This is a genomic window from Streptomyces sp. SD15 (genome assembly GCF_054462255.1).
Map to the genome: position 1 here is coordinate 1 of NZ_JBTLMO010000096.1, position 14709 is coordinate 14709.

Here is a 14709-nt window from a genome sequence, read left to right on the forward strand (position 1 = left end):
GCTAAGCCTCACAGCGCCGATGGTACTGCAGGGGGGACCCTGTGGGAGAGTAGGACGCCGCCGAACTAATTGTAGAGCTCCGGCTCTTGGGCTTATTGCCCGAGAGTCGGAGCTTTTTGTTTTCCTGGTTTGTTTTCCGATAGCGCCTCCACCCCTCCGCGCTGCAAGGTGAAGGCTGCGGGTAAGGTCAGGGGGCATCATTCGCTCGTTTCCCACAGGAGGCCCCCGGGTGGAGGTCCAGGAGACCCGCGTCCAGACGGACCGGGTCCTCACCATCCCGAACATCCTCAGCATGGCGCGCCTCGTAGGCGTACCCGTCTTCCTGTGGCTGATCCTCAGGCCGGAGTTCGGCGGTCCCAAGAGCGACGGCTGGGCGCTGCTCGTGCTCATGCTGAGCGGCATCAGTGACTATCTGGACGGGAAGCTCGCGCGGCGATGGAACCAGATCAGTAGCCTGGGCCGACTGCTCGATCCCGCGGCCGACCGGCTCTACATTCTGTCGACTCTCGTGGGCCTAACCTGGCGGGAGATTCTGCCGCTTTGGTTGACCGCTGCACTTCTGGCGCGTGAGCTGGTTCTGCTGGTGATGGTGGGCATCCTCAGGCGCCACGGCTATCCGCCGCCCCAGGTGAACTTCCTTGGCAAGGCGGCGACCTTCAACCTGATGTACGCCTTCCCGCTGCTGCTACTCAGTGACGGAAGTGGATGGTTGGCGTCGCTGGCTGCGATTTTCGGATGGGCGTTCGCCGGATGGGGTACAACCCTCTATTGGTGGGCAGGAGTCCTGTACGTGGTGCAGGTCCGCCGGCTTGTCCGGGCGGACGCCATGGCCGATTGAGCTCGGCCCGATTGGGCGGCTGAAGTGCCCCGATGGCCCGCGCTCGAAAACTGCGGGACAATTTGGACGGGTGAAGTCGGCTAGACCGTCGTCTCTTCAAGGAGGACACTTCCGACATGAAGGCCGTCGTGATGGCCGGAGGCGAAGGCACGCGCCTTCGTCCCATGACCTCAAGCATGCCCAAGCCGCTCCTGCCCGTGGTCAACCGCCCGATCATGGAGCACGTGCTACGGCTGCTCAAAAGGCATGGGCTCAACGAGACCGTCGTTACTGTCCAGTTCTTGGCGTCACTGGTCAAGAACTACTTCGGTGATGGCGAGGAGCTCGGTATGGAGCTCACCTATGCCAACGAGGAGAAGCCACTCGGTACTGCCGGGAGTGTCAAGAACGCCGAGGATGCGCTGAAGGACGACACCTTCCTCGTCATCTCCGGTGATGCTCTGACCGACTTCGATCTCACCGACCTCATCAATTTCCACAAGGAAAAGGGCGGGCTCGTCACCGTCTGCCTGACGCGCGTACCGAATCCCCTCGAATTCGGCATCACCATCGTGGACGAAGAGGGCAAGGTCGAGCGCTTCCTGGAGAAGCCGACCTGGGGTCAGGTCTTCTCGGACACAGTGAACACGGGCATCTATGTCATGGAGCCCGAGGTCTTCGACTATGTCGAGGCCGATGTCTCCGTCGACTGGTCCGGTGATGTCTTCCCCCAGTTGATGAAGGAAGGCAAGCCCATCTATGGCTATATCGCCGAGGGCTACTGGGAAGACGTCGGTACCCACGAGAGCTATGTGAAGGCGCAGGCCGACGTCCTGGAACGCAAGGTCGACGTCGAGATCGACGGCTTCGAGATCTCCCCTGGCGTATGGGTCGCCGAGGGTGCCGAAGTGCACCCTGACGCCGTACTGCGCGGACCGCTTTACATCGGCGACTACGCCAAGGTCGAGGCGAATGCCGAAATCCGTGAGCACACCGTCGTCGGCTCCAATGTCGTGGTCAAGAGCGGGGCTTTCCTGCACAGAGCGGTCGTGCACGACAACGTGTACATCGGCCAGCACAGCAATCTGCGCGGCTGCGTCGTCGGTAAGAACACCGACATCATGCGGGCGGCGCGGATCGAGGACGGCGCCGTCATCGGCGATGAATGCCTCGTTGGCGAAGAATCGATCATCCAGGGGAACGTACGCGTCTACCCGTTCAAGACCATCGAGGCCGGCGCTTTCGTCAACACCTCGGTGATCTGGGAGTCGCGCGGTCAGGCGCATCTTTTCGGCGCGCGTGGTGTTACGGGGATCCTGAACGTGGAGATCACCCCGGAGCTCGCCGTGCGCCTCGCGGGGGCGTACGCGACGACACTCAAGAAGGGCTCCACCGTCACCACGGCCCGCGACCACTCCCGAGGAGCTCGCGCGCTGAAGCGAGCGGTCATCTCGGCGCTGCAGGCCAGCGCCATCGAGGTACGCGACCTGGAGAACGTACCGCTGCCGGTGGCCAGGCAGCAGACCGCCAGGGGCAGTGCGGGTGGGATCATGATTCGGACGACGCCCGGAGTGCCGGATTCTGTCGACATCATGTTCTTCGACGGGCAGGGCGCGGATCTGTCGCAAGGGGGTCAGCGGAAGCTGGACCGGGTGTTCGCGCGACAGGAGTACCGGCGCGCGTTCCCGGGTGAGATCGGGGATCTGCACTTCCCGGCCAGCGTCTTCGACTCGTACACGGGGTCGCTGCTGAGGAATGTCGACACCACCGGGATTGCCGAATCCGGGCTGAAGGTCGTCGTGGACGCCTCGAACGGCAGTGCAGGGCTGGTGCTGCCCAGCCTGTTGGGCAAGCTCGGTGTCGATTCGCTGACCATCAATCCCGGTCTCGACGAGTCCAGGCCGACGGAAACGGCGGACACGCGGCGGGCCGGTCTGGTGCGGCTCGGCGAGATCGTCGCGTCCGCGCGGGCCGCCTTCGGGGTGCGTTTCGACCCGGTGGGTGAGCGCCTCTCGCTCGTCGACGAGAAGGGGCGGATCGTCGAGGACGACCGGGCTCTGCTGGTCCTGCTCGATCTGGTGGCCGCGGAGCGGCGCAGCGGGCGGGTGGCGCTGCCGGTCACCACCACGCGGATCGCCGAGCAGGTGGCGGCGTATCACGGGACGCAGGTGGAGTGGACGACCACCTCGCCGGACGATCTGACGCGGGTCGGGCGCGACGAGTCGACGATCTTCGGCGGTGACGGGCGCGGCGGATTCATCATTCCGGAGTTCAGCGGCGTCTTCGACGGCGCGGCGGCGTTCGTACGACTGATCGGGCTGGTTGCGCGCACGCAGCTCACGCTCAGTCAGATCGATGCACGGATTCCCCGGGCGCACGTCCTGAAGCGCGATCTCGCCACGCCCTGGGCCGTCAAGGGACTGGTGATGCGCCGAGTCGTGGAGGCGGCCGGAGACCGATTTGTCGACACGACCGACGGTGTACGGGTCGTGGAGGCCGACGGGCGTTGGGTGATGGTGCTGCCCGACCCTGCCGAGGCGGTGACGCATCTGTGGGCCGAAGGTCCTGACGACGCGTCCGCGGAAGCCCTGCTCGATGAGTGGGCGGCCGTCGTGGACAGCGCCGGGCGGTAGCACACGCGGGTGCCGGACAAGTGCCCCCAAGGGGGCCTGTCCGGCACGCCGGTGGGGCCATTCGGAGGTAGCGCCCACGACATGCGACGATGTGCGGCATGCCGCAGCAGCCCCCCGTTCGGAGGACACCTCCGCGCCCCTCGCGCCCGGACGCCTCCATGTCGCTGCTCACCAACGTCATGGATCACAGCCTCGACGACGGGTACGCCGAGGCGGCCGCCCGCAAGACGGTCGAGGGCGCCGGTGGCATGCCGAAAACGGTGCGGGCGAAGCTCGGGCTCGCCGCCGGTCTCGTACTCGCGGCACTGGTCGTGACCGTGGGGGCGGCGAACGCACGGATAGCGGCCCCTGTCGTCGCCAAGGAGCGGCAGGAGCTCATCGACCGCATCGAGCGCGAGACTGCCTCCGCCGACAAGCTCGAGGGCACTGTCGACACGCTGCGCGCCGATGTGAGCGCCCGGCAGCGTGAGGCGTTGAAGAAGCAGGGGGGCGGCGACCAGGCCGACCTGGTGGGCATCCTGTCGGGTGCCACCGCGGTGCACGGCCCCGGTGTGAAACTTGTCGTGAACGACGCCAAGGAAGCCAGTGCGGGCGGCGACGGTGATCCGCGGGAGACCTCAGGGTTCTCCGATACCGGACGCGTTCGCGACCGTGACATGCAGCGCGTCGTCAACGGGCTCTGGGAGTCCGGTGCGGAGGCCGTCTCGATCAACGGACAGCGCCTGACGGCGCTGTCGGCGATCAGGGCCGCGGGTGACGCGATACTGGTCGACAACAAGCCGCTGGTGCCGCCCTACACGGTGCTCGCGGTGGGGGACGGCGAACGGCTCAGCACCCGGTTCCAGAACAGTGCCGACGGCCTGTATCTGCATGCCCTGCAGGAGAACTACGGCATCCGGACCAGTATTTCCGCCGAGGACGACGTCCGGTTGTCCGCCGCACCGAGTGTGATCGTACGTACAGCACAGCCGAGCACAGAGAAGGGCACATCGTGATCGCCGTACTGGGCCTCGTCGTGGGAGTCGTGGCTGGATTGTTGGTCCGGCCCGAGGTTCCGGCGGTTGTCGAGCCTTACCTTCCGATCGCCGTCGTGGCGGCGCTCGACGCCGTGTTCGGAGGCTTGCGCGCCATGCTCGACGGCATCTTCGACGACAAGGTCTTCGTAGTCTCGTTCCTGTCGAACGTGGTCGTGGCCGCGCTGATCGTCTTCCTGGGCGACAAGTTGGGCGTGGGTGCCCAGCTCTCCACCGGCGTCGTGGTTGTCCTCGGCATCCGCATCTTCTCCAATGCCGCGGCGATCCGCCGGCACGTGTTCCGGGCGTGAGGCCGATGAGCAACGAGGGCGAGACACTCGAGAACCGGCTGCGCAGGGAACTTCCCGATGAGGTTCCCGCCGCGGCTCCCGGGAGTTCCGGGCAGGAACAGCACGAGGAAAAGGCCGAGTCGTCGCTGACCGGCCGGCAGCGGCTCGTCAAGGGGTTGTGGCCGCCGCGGGTGACGCGCGCCCAACTCATCGTCGCGCTGCTGCTGTTCGGGCTCGGCTTCGGCCTCGCCGTCCAGGTGGCCTCCAACAGCGACAGCGGTAGTGCCCTGCGCGGCGCGCGCCAAGAAGATCTCGTACGCATCCTCGATGAACTCGACAACCGTACGCAGCGTCTTGAAGACGAGAAGCAGGGTCTTGAAGATCAGCGCACGGAGCTGGAGAACAGCTCGGACCAGGCCGAGGAGGCCCGCAAGCAGACCGTCGAGAAGGAGAAGCAACTCGGCATTCTGGCGGGCACGGTGGCGGCGCAGGGACCCGGCATCACGTTGGCGATCACTGATACGAAGGGGACGGTCAAGGCGGACATGCTGCTTGACGCGATCCAGGAGCTGCGCGCGGCCGGCGCCGAGGCGATCCAGGTGAACGGCGTACGGGTCGTCGCCAACACCTATCTGACCGACTCCGGCAAGGGCGTGAGCGTGGACGGGAACAAGATCACCCAGCCCTATCGTTTCAAGGTCATCGGCAAGCCGCAGGACCTCGAGCCGGCGCTCAACATCCCTGGAGGCGTGGTGCAGACTCTAGAGAAGGAGCAGGCCACCGTCACGGTCGAGCGTGCGACGAAGATCGTTGTGGACGCCTTGCGAGCTGCGGAGCGGCCTGACTACGCTCGGTCGTCCTCCCAGTGAGCCGGGGGTGCATGGGGGCCATCCTGCGAGGGCATGAGGTTGCGGGGGGTCGGCGCACCGAATGGGTGGTGCGTGGTGGAAACTGTCAGGTGGATACGGACGTTGTGAGGATGTCCGGGTCGACCGGTGTGTTCAATCAGGGTTCGTCCTGCCCCACGGGCGGGTCTGTTTCGGTCAAGGGGAATCGCCCGTGAAGTTGTTTGCGAAGTTGTTCGGCAAGAGCGCACGAGAGGGCGGCGACAACGCCACCGCCCGGCACCGTGCACCGCGCCATGGAGACGAGGGCCAGAGCGGCGACCGTCCGCTGTTCCGGGACCAGATCGGTGGTCCGGGCGGTGACATTTCCGGTGGTCAGGGCGCGCCGTCTGTTGACCCTGCCCAGTCCGGCCGCATAGGTTTCGGGGATCCGTCACCCTCAAGTGCGGGTGGAGGGTTCGCCTCCGATCCGTACGCGTCCCATGCCCCTGGAGGGCAGCCGCGGCAGGAGGATCCGTCCATGTCGGCCCTGGTGTGTACGAGGTGCGGGAACCGCAACGCGGAGAACAGCCGGTTCTGCTCCAACTGCGGTGCGCCGCTGCGCCCTGGGGCTGTTCCGGAGCGCGCCTCCGAGACGACGTCCACGATCTCCATTTCGGGCCTCGAGGCCTATGACGCCGAGGTCACCGGCCAGACGCAGATGCCGACGCTCTCGCCTGAGGCGCAGGCGGCCGTGGATGCGCTGCCGCTCGGCTCGGCGCTCCTAGTGGTGCGCCGCGGTCCGAACTCGGGCAGCCGCTTCCTGCTGGACAGCGAGCTGACCACGGCCGGGCGTCATCCGCAGAGCGACATCTTCCTGGACGACGTGACCGTGTCGCGCCGCCACGTGGAGTTCCGCCGCGCCGCGGACGGATCGTTCACGGTCGCCGACGTGGGCAGCCTGAACGGCACGTATGTCAACCGGGAGCGGATCGACTCGGTCCCGTTGTCGAACGGTGATGAGGTGCAGATCGGTAAGTACCGGCTGGTCTTCTACGCGAGCCAGCGGGGTATCTGACCCTCCCCCAGACTCCGCCCGGGGGGACCCTCAGGGAATGTCCATGCTTCGAACATCGAGCGGCGGTACCGGCAGCGGTACCGCCGCAGCGGACAGTGGGCTGATGAGTATCGGCACGGTGCTGAACGTGCTGCGCGACGAGTTTCCCGAAGTCACGATCTCCAAGATCCGGTTCCTGGAGTCGGAGGGGCTCATCGAGCCGCAGCGAACCCCCTCGGGGTATCGCAAGTTCAGCGCGGAGGACGTCGAGCGGCTCGGCCAGGTACTGAGAATGCAGCGGGACCACTATCTGCCGCTGAAGGTGATCCGTGAGCACCTGGACGCCCTGGCGCGTGGCGAGGCGGTCCGGCTGCCATCCCTGGGACGCCAGCGCGACGCGGGCGACGGGGAGCTGCTGGACGAGCCCGAGACGCCCTCGGTGGCCCGGGTGGGCCGCGCAGAGCTGCTGGCCGCGGCCGAGATCGGTGAGCAGGAGCTTCAGGAGTGGGAGTCGTACGGGATCGTCGCCCCGCTGCCGGACGGGGCGTTTGACGCCGAGGCGGTGACCGTCGCCGCGCTGGTCGTGGAACTGGGGCGGTTCGGGATCGAGCCGCGCCATGTGCGTGCGATGAAGGCCGCGGCCGAGCGAGATGCGGGGCTCGTGGACCAGGTGGTGGCCCCGCTGAGGCGCCACCGCAATCCGCAGACCCGGGCGCACGCAGAGGCCCGTACGAAGGAACTGGCGGGGCTCACGGTGAAGCTGCACGCCGCGCTGGTGCAGACCGCTCTGGGCGTCCGGCTGCCCTGACCGGGAGCGCCCGATGGCTGTCCGGATCGCCCACCCGTTCTGTGCCCGACTACCCAAACATCCCGGGCACGGCCTAGGGTTGCTGTGTGAACGAGCTCGATGTCGTAGGTGTCCGGGTCGAAATGCCCTCCAACCAACCGATCGTGCTTCTGCGTGAAGTGGGAGGCGACCGTTACCTCCCCATCTGGATCGGACCGGGGGAGGCGACGGCGATCGCCTTCGCCCAGCAGGGCATGGCCCCCGCGCGACCGCTGACCCACGACCTGTTCAAGGACGTGCTGGAGGCCGTTGGCCAGGAGCTCACCGAAGTACGCATCACGGACCTGCGTGAGGGCGTCTTCTACGCGGAGCTGGTGTTCGCCAGCGGGGTCGAGGTCAGTGCGCGGCCGTCCGATGCCATAGCGCTGGCCCTGCGCACCGGGACGCCGATCTACGGCAGTGACGGGGTGCTCGACGACGCCGGCATCGCGATCCCGGACGAGCAGGAGGACGAGGTGGAGAAGTTCCGCGAGTTCCTCGACCAGATCTCGCCCGAGGACTTCGGTACCAACAGCCAGTGAGAGCCCGGACCAACGGCCGGTGACGCCCTGGAGGGGCAGAGGCTCCGGGTGGCAATTGCCCGCGGCCAGTGTGGCGCGCTGCGGTCCACTCCGAGAGCATTCGGCTAGCCTTTCCCCGCGGTGGGGCACGGGAAACCACTCCTAGGGTGATTATCACTCGGCGTGCCGAGTGTGGCGATCGTTGACGCACCCCTGGTGACTGCCTACCGTCGAGAAGGCAGGTCAAGGACGGAGGTCGGCGTGAGAAGCAGCGGCGACGGTACGGCTGGGGGTGCCCCCGGACGCAGTCTGGGGGAGAGTGGCCCGTACCCGCTTTACGGCAGCGCGGCCGATCACGTTCCGCAGCGGCCGACAGCGGTGCCGGGCGAGGGAGGGGTGGCTGCCGAGGAGATCGGCTACCGCGGTCCCACGGCGTGCGCCGCCGCGGGCATCACCTATCGACAGCTGGACTACTGGGCCAGGACCGGTCTGGTCGAACCGAGCGTGCGGCCTGCCCACGGGTCGGGGACTCAGCGGCTTTACAGCTTCCGGGACGTTGTCGTCCTGAAGATCGTGAAGCGGTTCCTCGACACGGGAGTGTCGCTCCAGAACATTCGCACCACGGTGCAGCACCTCAGGGAGCGCGGTTTCCGGGACCTGGAGCGGATGACGCTCATGAGTGATGGCGCCACCGTCTACGAGTGTTCCTCGCCCGACGAGGTCCACGCCCTGCTCCAGGGCGGTCAGGGCATCTTCGGGATCGCCGTGGGCGTGGTGTGGCGGGACGTCGAGAGCGCGCTTTCGCAGTTGCACGGTGAGCGTGTGGACACGGGCGAGACGCTCGTCGGGCACAACCCGGCGGACGAGCTGGCGCGACGGCGCAATCGGGCCGTCTGAGGCCCGGACCACGGCGGGCACGACAAGGGACCGTGTCGTACGCGGGAGCGGGCCGTGCCGGGGCATTGTCAGTGGCGTAGGGCAGCATCGGAGATGTGAGAACCGCGCCCACGATCCTGCATCTCGATATGGATGCCTTCTTCGCCTCGGCGGAGCAGGCATCCAAGCCGAGCCTGCGCGGGAAAGCGGTGGTCGTGGGTGGTCTCGGACCGCGTGGTGTGGTGGCCACGGCCTCGTACGAGGCACGGGTCTTCGGAGTGCACTCGGCGATGCCTATGGCCCAGGCGCGGCGCCTGGCGCCGAACGCCGCGTATCTCGTGCCGCGCTTCGGGATCTACCGGGAGATCAGCGAGCAGGTGATGCGGCTGCTGGGGGCGCTGTCGCCGCTGGTGGAGCCGCTCAGCCTGGATGAGGCGTTCGTGGATCTGGAGGCCGGGGGAGCGGCCTGGGACGAGGCCTCGGCGCGGTTGGCCGGGACGAAGCTGCGTGCGGACATCCAGGCCGTCACGGGGCTGACGGGATCGGTGGGGCTCGCCGCTTCCAAGATGCTCGCCAAGATCGCCTCGGAGCAGGCCAAGCCCGACGGACTGGTGGTGATAGAGCCGGGGACGGAGCGCGCGCTGCTGGGTCCGATGTCCGTGCGGACGCTGCCGGGTGTCGGGCCCGCGACCGGGGACCATCTTCGCCGGGCCGGGATCACCACGGTCGAGGAGATCGCCGAGGCGGGCGAGGACGAGCTCGTACGGCTGCTGGGGAAGGCTCACGGGCACGCGCTGTACGCGATGGCGCTGGCGCACGACGAGCGGCCCGTCGTGGCCGAGCGGGAGACCAAGTCGGTGTCGGTGGAGGACACGTACGACGTGGACATCCACGACCGCGTGCGGGTCGGTCTGGAGGTGCAGCGGCTTGCAGACCGGTGCGTGCAGCGGCTGCGCGGGGCGGGGCTGTCGGGGCGGACCATCGTCCTGAAGGTGCGCCGGTACGACTTTTCGACGCTGACTCGGTCCGAGACGCTGCGGGGGCCCACGGACGACCCGACGGTCGTACGGGAGGCTGCCGCGCGGCTCCTGGAGGCTGTGGACACGACCGGAGGCGTACGACTGCTGGGGGTCGGGGTGTCCGGGCTCGCCGACTACACGCAGGAGGACCTCTTTGCCCAGGCCCGGGCGCAGGCCGCCGCGGGGGAGCTGGAGACGGCGCAGGAACATCCCGATGAGGAGGTGGGGGTGGAGTCGGCCGGCGAGCCTGTGCCGCCTGCCGAGCGGCGGTGGCCGGCGGGGCACGATGTACGGCACGCCGAGTATGGGCACGGGTGGGTGCAGGGGAGTGGGCTGGGGCGGGTGACTGTGCGGTTCGAGACGCCGTACTCCGAGCCGGGGCGGGTACGGACGTTTCGTACGGATGATTCGGCGTTGGAGTTGGCGGATCCGTTGCCGTTGGTGGCGGCGGTTTGCGATCGCCGTGGGGGGTGAGGTCGGTTCGGCGCCGTGGGTTGTCGGTGGTTGAGCGCGCCTACGCGGCGGAGCCGCATGACGTCAGAGCCCCGCGCCCCTGAAGGAGCGCGTCAGCGGGGCCCACAAGCTGTTAAGTCAAGGCTCGTCCGTGCCCGCCAAATGACCGAAGTCGTGGTCCGGGGGCGGAGGCGGCGGGGTCACGTCCAGGCCGTAGTGGTGGTAGAGCTGGAGTTCCTGTTCGGGGGAGAGGTGGCGGCCGACGCCGAAGTCGGGGGCGTCCTTGATCAAGGCGCGGTCGAAGGGGACACGCAGGGTGCCCTCGACGAGCTCGCTGGGCTCCAGGGGCACGAAGGCGTCCCTGCTGAACAGGCCTGTGCGTATGGCCGCCCACTCCGGGACGCCGGTCGCGTCGTCGAGATAAACCTCGTCGACGGTGCCGATCTTGGTGCCGTTGCGGTCGAGCGCCTTGCGGCCGATCAGGTTGCGCGGATCGATGTCGGTCTGCACGGGCCCTCCACTTGGTCGCAACTCATCCGTAAGCACCACAAAAGAGCACATTCAGGAAGGTGGCCACTCGAAGGCCCGTGCGTTGTCCTCGCTGGTAGGCTGGCAAGCGGCTGCTGACCCCGTGCGGGAGAGTCCTCCAGACACCATCGGAGGCGCCGAAGGAGCAAATCCTCCCCGGAATCTCTCAGGCCCACGTACCGCACGGACGAGGTCACTCTGGAAAGCAGGGCGGAGGTCGACGGCTTCCGCTCTCACCGACGGTGAAAGCCGGGTCGTCAGCGAGCGGACGGGCCGGTGAAGCTCTCAGGTTGAGATGACAGAGGGGGAGGCCGTCGGGGCACCCACGCCGTGGTGCCCCTCGAAGGTCGCGTCAGACCAGGAGGCCTCCGCAATGACCGCCCATCGCATTCCGCTCTCCCAGCTCGAACAGGGAATCCCCTTCGAGCAGCGCCACATCGGGCCCGACTCCGAGGCACGGGCCAAGATGCTCGCGCAGGTCGGCTACGGCTCGCTCGACGAGCTGACGGCCGCCGCGGTGCCGGACGTCATCAAGAACGCCGAGGCGCTGGAGCTGCCGGGCGCGCGCACCGAGGCCGAGGTGCTGGCCGAGCTGCGCTCCCTCGCGGACCGCAACCAGGTGCTCGACTCGATGATCGGCCTCGGTTACTACGGCACATTCACGCCGCCGGTGATCCTGCGCAATGTCATGGAGAACCCGGCCTGGTACACCGCGTACACGCCGTACCAGCCGGAGATCTCGCAGGGCCGTCTGGAGGCGCTGCTCAACTTCCAGACCGTGGTCGCCGAGCTGACCGGGCTGCCGACCTCCGGCGCCTCGCTGCTCGACGAGGGCACCGCGGCCGCCGAGGCGATGGCGCTGTCCCGACGCATGGGCAAGAACAAGAAGGGTCTCTTCCTGGTCGACGCGGACGCCCTGCCGCAGACCATCGCCGTCATCGAGACCCGCGCCGAGCCGACCGGCGTCGAGGTCGTCGTCGCCGACCTCAGCGAGGGCATCCCGGCCGAGATCGCGGAGCGTGAGATCAACGGCGTGTTGATCCAGTACCCGGGCGCCTCCGGTGCCGTACGCGACCTCAAGCCCGTCATCGAGCGGGCGCACGAGCTCGGCGCGGTCGTCACCGTCGCCGCCGATCTGCTCGCCCTGACCCTGCTCACCTCGCCCGGCGAGCTCGGCGCCGACATCGCGATCGGTACGACGCAGCGCTTCGGTGTGCCGATGGGCTTCGGCGGGCCGCACGCCGGATACATGGCGGTGCGCGAGAAGTTCGCGCGGAGCCTGCCCGGCCGACTCGTGGGTGTCTCCGTCGACGCCGATGGACACAAGGCGTACCGGCTCGCCCTGCAGACGCGGGAGCAGCACATCCGCCGCGAGAAGGCGACCAGCAACATCTGTACGGCACAGGTGCTGCTCGCGGTGATGGCGGGCATGTACGCCGTCTACCACGGTCCCGAGGGACTGCGGACGATCGCCCGTCGTACGCACCGCTACGCCACGATCCTCGCCGAGGGTCTGAGGGCGGGCGGCGTCGAGGTCGTGCATGGCGCCTACTTCGACACGCTGACCGTACGGGTGCCGGGCCGGGCCGCCCAGATCGTGGCCGGCGCGCGCAACCAGGGGGTCAATCTCCACCTCGTCGACGCCGACCAGGTGTCGATCGCGTGCGACGAGACCACGGCCCGTAAGCAACTGGGCTCCGTCTGGACCGCGTTCGGCGTCGACGGCGACATCGAGGCGCTGGACTTCACCACGCAGGAGACGCTTCCCGCCGCGCTGCTGCGCAGCGACGAGTTCCTCACGCACCCGGTGTTCCACCAGTACCGCTCCGAGACCGCCATGCTGCGTTACCTGCGCAAGCTCTCCGACCGCGACTACGCGCTGGACCGCGGCATGATCCCGCTGGGCTCCTGCACCATGAAGCTCAACGCGACGACGGAGATGGAGCCGGTCACCTGGCCCGAGTTCGGCCAGCTGCACCCCTTCGTGCCCGCCGAGCAGGCGCAGGGCTATCTCACGCTCATCCGTGAGCTCGAGGAGCGGCTCGCCGAGGTCACCGGGTACGACAATGTGTCGTTGCAGCCCAACGCCGGTTCGCAGGGCGAGCTTGCGGGGCTGTTGGCCGTACGCGGCTACCACCGGGCCAACGGCGACGAGCAGCGCACCGTCTGTCTGATCCCGTCCTCCGCGCACGGCACCAACGCCGCGAGCGCCGTGATGGCCGGTATGAAGGTCGTCGTCGTGAAGACCGCCGAGGATGGCGAGGTCGACGTCGAGGACCTGCGCTCCAAGATCGAGCAGTACCGCGACGAGCTGGCGGTACTGATGATCACGTACCCCTCAACACACGGTGTGTTCGAGGAGCATGTCGCCGATATCTGTGCGCAGGTGCACGAGGCCGGCGGTCAGGTGTACGTCGACGGCGCCAACCTCAACGCCTTGGTGGGGCTTGCCAAGCCGGGCCACTTCGGCGGTGACGTCTCGCACCTCAATCTGCACAAGACGTTCTGCATCCCGCACGGCGGCGGCGGTCCGGGTGTCGGCCCGGTCGGTGTGCGCGCGCACCTGGCGCCGTACCTGCCGAACCACCCGCTGCAGCCCGCGGCCGGTCCGGAGACCGGTGTCGGCCCGATCTCGGCCGCTCCCTGGGGTTCCGCCGGCATCCTGCCCATCTCGTGGGCGTACGTCCGGCTCATGGGCGGTGAGGGGCTCAAGCGCGCCACGCAGGTGGCGGTCCTCAGCGCCAACTACATCGCCAAGCGCCTCGAGCCGCACTACCCGGTGCTCTATACCGGTCCGGGCGGGCTCGTCGCCCACGAGTGCATCATCGACCTGCGTCCGCTCACCAAGGCGACCGGCGTGAGCGTCGACGACATCGCCAAGCGCCTGATCGACTACGGCTTCCACGCGCCGACCATGTCCTTCCCGGTCGCGGGCACGCTGATGATCGAGCCGACCGAGTCCGAGGACCTGATCGAGCTGGACCGGTTCTGCGAGGCCATGATCGCCATCCGCACGGAGATCGAGAAGGTCGGCTCGGGCGAGTGGGCCGCGGACGACAACCCGCTGCGGAACGCGCCGCACACCGCCGCCTCGCTCGGCGGGGCGTGGGAGCACGCGTACACCCGTGAGGAGGCCGTCTTCCCGGCGGGCGTCTCGGCCGCGGACAAGTACTGGCCGCCGGTGCGCCGCATCGACCAGGCGTACGGCGACCGGAACCTGGTCTGTTCCTGCCCGCCGTTGGACGCCTACGAAGGGTACACCGCTTGATTGCCGTGTGTCCTCGTTTGTGCAGGTCAGCCGGGTGCGTGAGGGTATGGTCCTGATCGTCTCCATGTTGAGTCACGGTTTCTTGAAACATGTCGCTGATTGTCCGGAGCGGGGAGCCTCGTGATTGATGGAGACCCCGCACGGACGACGTTCGCCGGGTGTGACCTGAGCATCGAGGTCGCGAAGGAGCGCGATAGAGCTGGTGTGGCTGCTCGGGGACCAGCAACTGACGCGAGACTGCTCGAAGGCTGCTGTTGGAAGGTAAGGCGGTCATGCCTGGTCGGCTGGCATGACGAGTGCGGCAGACGAGCCGAGTGGACGGTCGCGTGGAGCCCTCAGTGGCTTCCCGAGAACGTCCGGACTCCACAGGGCAGGGTGGTGGCTAACGGCCACCCGGGGTGACCCGCGGGACAGTGCCACAGAAAGCAGACCGCCCGACGTTTCGGTGCCGGGTAAGGGTGAAAAGGTGGTGTAAGAGACCACCAGCGCCTGAGGTGACTCAGGCGGCTAGGGCCTGTCCGGCGGATCAGGTCGGAGGGAAGCGGCGGTGCCTTGTCGGCGCAGGTGAGCGGGGTCTGGTGCGT

At 67.8% G+C, this 14709-nt stretch carries 12 protein-coding genes, 1 rRNA gene, 1 other RNA gene and 1 riboswitch; of the genes, 13 read left to right on the forward strand and 1 reads right to left on the reverse strand.

Features of this window, described 5'->3' with window-relative positions; translation table 11 throughout:
• From rrf to ACX28W_RS42690, 11 genes are all read left to right on the forward strand, one after another.
• Positions 1 to 66: ribosomal RNA gene (gene rrf, locus ACX28W_RS42640) — 5S ribosomal RNA — on the forward strand; the annotation flags it as partial.
• Between the two features lie 163 nt (positions 67 to 229).
• Positions 230 to 838, forward strand: a complete 609-nt coding sequence (locus ACX28W_RS42645; RefSeq protein WP_459005480.1) for a CDP-alcohol phosphatidyltransferase family protein — start codon at positions 230 to 232, stop codon at positions 836 to 838.
• Between the two features lie 116 nt (positions 839 to 954).
• A complete protein-coding gene (locus tag ACX28W_RS42650) occupies positions 955 to 3450 on the forward strand; it encodes a mannose-1-phosphate guanyltransferase (protein WP_362077916.1) in 2496 nt (831 codons plus the stop codon).
• A gap of 98 nt (positions 3451 to 3548) precedes the next feature.
• Positions 3549 to 4445 (forward strand): DUF881 domain-containing protein, encoded by an 897-nt coding sequence (locus ACX28W_RS42655; protein WP_459005481.1) that lies wholly within the window; start codon positions 3549 to 3551, stop codon positions 4443 to 4445.
• Entirely contained in the window at positions 4442 to 4774 is a 333-nt protein-coding gene (locus ACX28W_RS42660; protein ID WP_003988855.1) for a small basic family protein, read from the forward strand. Before ACX28W_RS42655 ends, ACX28W_RS42660 begins: the two co-directional genes overlap by 4 nt.
• A 5-nt stretch (positions 4775 to 4779) precedes the next feature.
• A complete protein-coding gene (locus ACX28W_RS42665) occupies positions 4780 to 5622 on the forward strand; it encodes a DUF881 domain-containing protein (protein ID WP_459005482.1) in 843 nt (280 codons plus the stop codon).
• Positions 5623 to 5683: 61 nt separating this feature from the next.
• Complete coding sequence (locus ACX28W_RS42670; protein ID WP_459005483.1) at positions 5684 to 6655, forward strand: FHA domain-containing protein; 972 nt, start codon at positions 5684 to 5686, stop codon at positions 6653 to 6655.
• Between the two features lie 43 nt (positions 6656 to 6698).
• Positions 6699 to 7442, forward strand: coding sequence for a transcriptional regulator FtsR (gene ftsR, locus ACX28W_RS42675; protein WP_459005484.1), 744 nt, complete (start codon positions 6699 to 6701; stop codon positions 7440 to 7442).
• An 86-nt stretch (positions 7443 to 7528) separates the two neighbouring features.
• Positions 7529 to 8002 (forward strand): bifunctional nuclease family protein, encoded by a 474-nt coding sequence (locus tag ACX28W_RS42680; protein ID WP_006123076.1) that lies wholly within the window; start codon positions 7529 to 7531, stop codon positions 8000 to 8002.
• A 240-nt stretch (positions 8003 to 8242) separates the two neighbouring features.
• Positions 8243 to 8878, forward strand: a complete 636-nt coding sequence (locus tag ACX28W_RS42685) for a MerR family transcriptional regulator (protein ID WP_459005485.1) — start codon at positions 8243 to 8245, stop codon at positions 8876 to 8878.
• A gap of 95 nt (positions 8879 to 8973) precedes the next feature.
• Positions 8974 to 10350 (forward strand): DNA polymerase IV, encoded by a 1377-nt coding sequence (locus tag ACX28W_RS42690; RefSeq protein WP_459005486.1) that lies wholly within the window; start codon positions 8974 to 8976, stop codon positions 10348 to 10350.
• A gap of 117 nt (positions 10351 to 10467) precedes the next feature.
• On the opposite strand, the gene ACX28W_RS42695 is transcribed toward ACX28W_RS42690, so the two are convergent.
• The gene (locus ACX28W_RS42695) at positions 10468 to 10839 is read right to left on the reverse strand and encodes a PRC-barrel domain-containing protein (RefSeq protein WP_459005487.1); all 372 of its coding nucleotides are present in this window, start codon (positions 10837 to 10839) and stop codon (positions 10468 to 10470) included.
• Between the two features lie 114 nt (positions 10840 to 10953).
• A riboswitch (glycine riboswitch) is annotated at positions 10954 to 11049 on the forward strand.
• A gap of 181 nt (positions 11050 to 11230) precedes the next feature.
• Between ACX28W_RS42695 and gcvP the strand changes: the two genes are divergently transcribed.
• Positions 11231 to 14125: an aminomethyl-transferring glycine dehydrogenase gene (gcvP, locus tag ACX28W_RS42700; protein WP_459005488.1), complete on the forward strand. Its 2895-nt coding sequence runs from the start codon at positions 11231 to 11233 to the stop codon at positions 14123 to 14125.
• A gap of 325 nt (positions 14126 to 14450) precedes the next feature.
• An RNA gene (gene rnpB, locus ACX28W_RS42705) (RNase P RNA component class A) lies at positions 14451 to 14649 on the forward strand.
• Positions 14650 to 14709: the final 60 nt, after the last annotated feature.

Coding starts and splice junctions, on each gene's coding strand:
- gcvP (WP_459005488.1), top strand. CDS start 11,231: ATGACCGCCCATCGCATTCCGCTCTCCCAGCTCGAACAGGGAATCCCC.
- ftsR (WP_459005484.1), top strand. CDS start 6,699: ATGCTTCGAACATCGAGCGGCGGTACCGGCAGCGGTACCGCCGCAGCG.
- ACX28W_RS42650 (WP_362077916.1), top strand. CDS start 955: ATGAAGGCCGTCGTGATGGCCGGAGGCGAAGGCACGCGCCTTCGTCCC.
- ACX28W_RS42655 (WP_459005481.1), top strand. CDS start 3,549: ATGCCGCAGCAGCCCCCCGTTCGGAGGACACCTCCGCGCCCCTCGCGC.
- ACX28W_RS42670 (WP_459005483.1), top strand. CDS start 5,684: ATGGGTGGTGCGTGGTGGAAACTGTCAGGTGGATACGGACGTTGTGAG.
- ACX28W_RS42665 (WP_459005482.1), top strand. CDS start 4,780: ATGAGCAACGAGGGCGAGACACTCGAGAACCGGCTGCGCAGGGAACTT.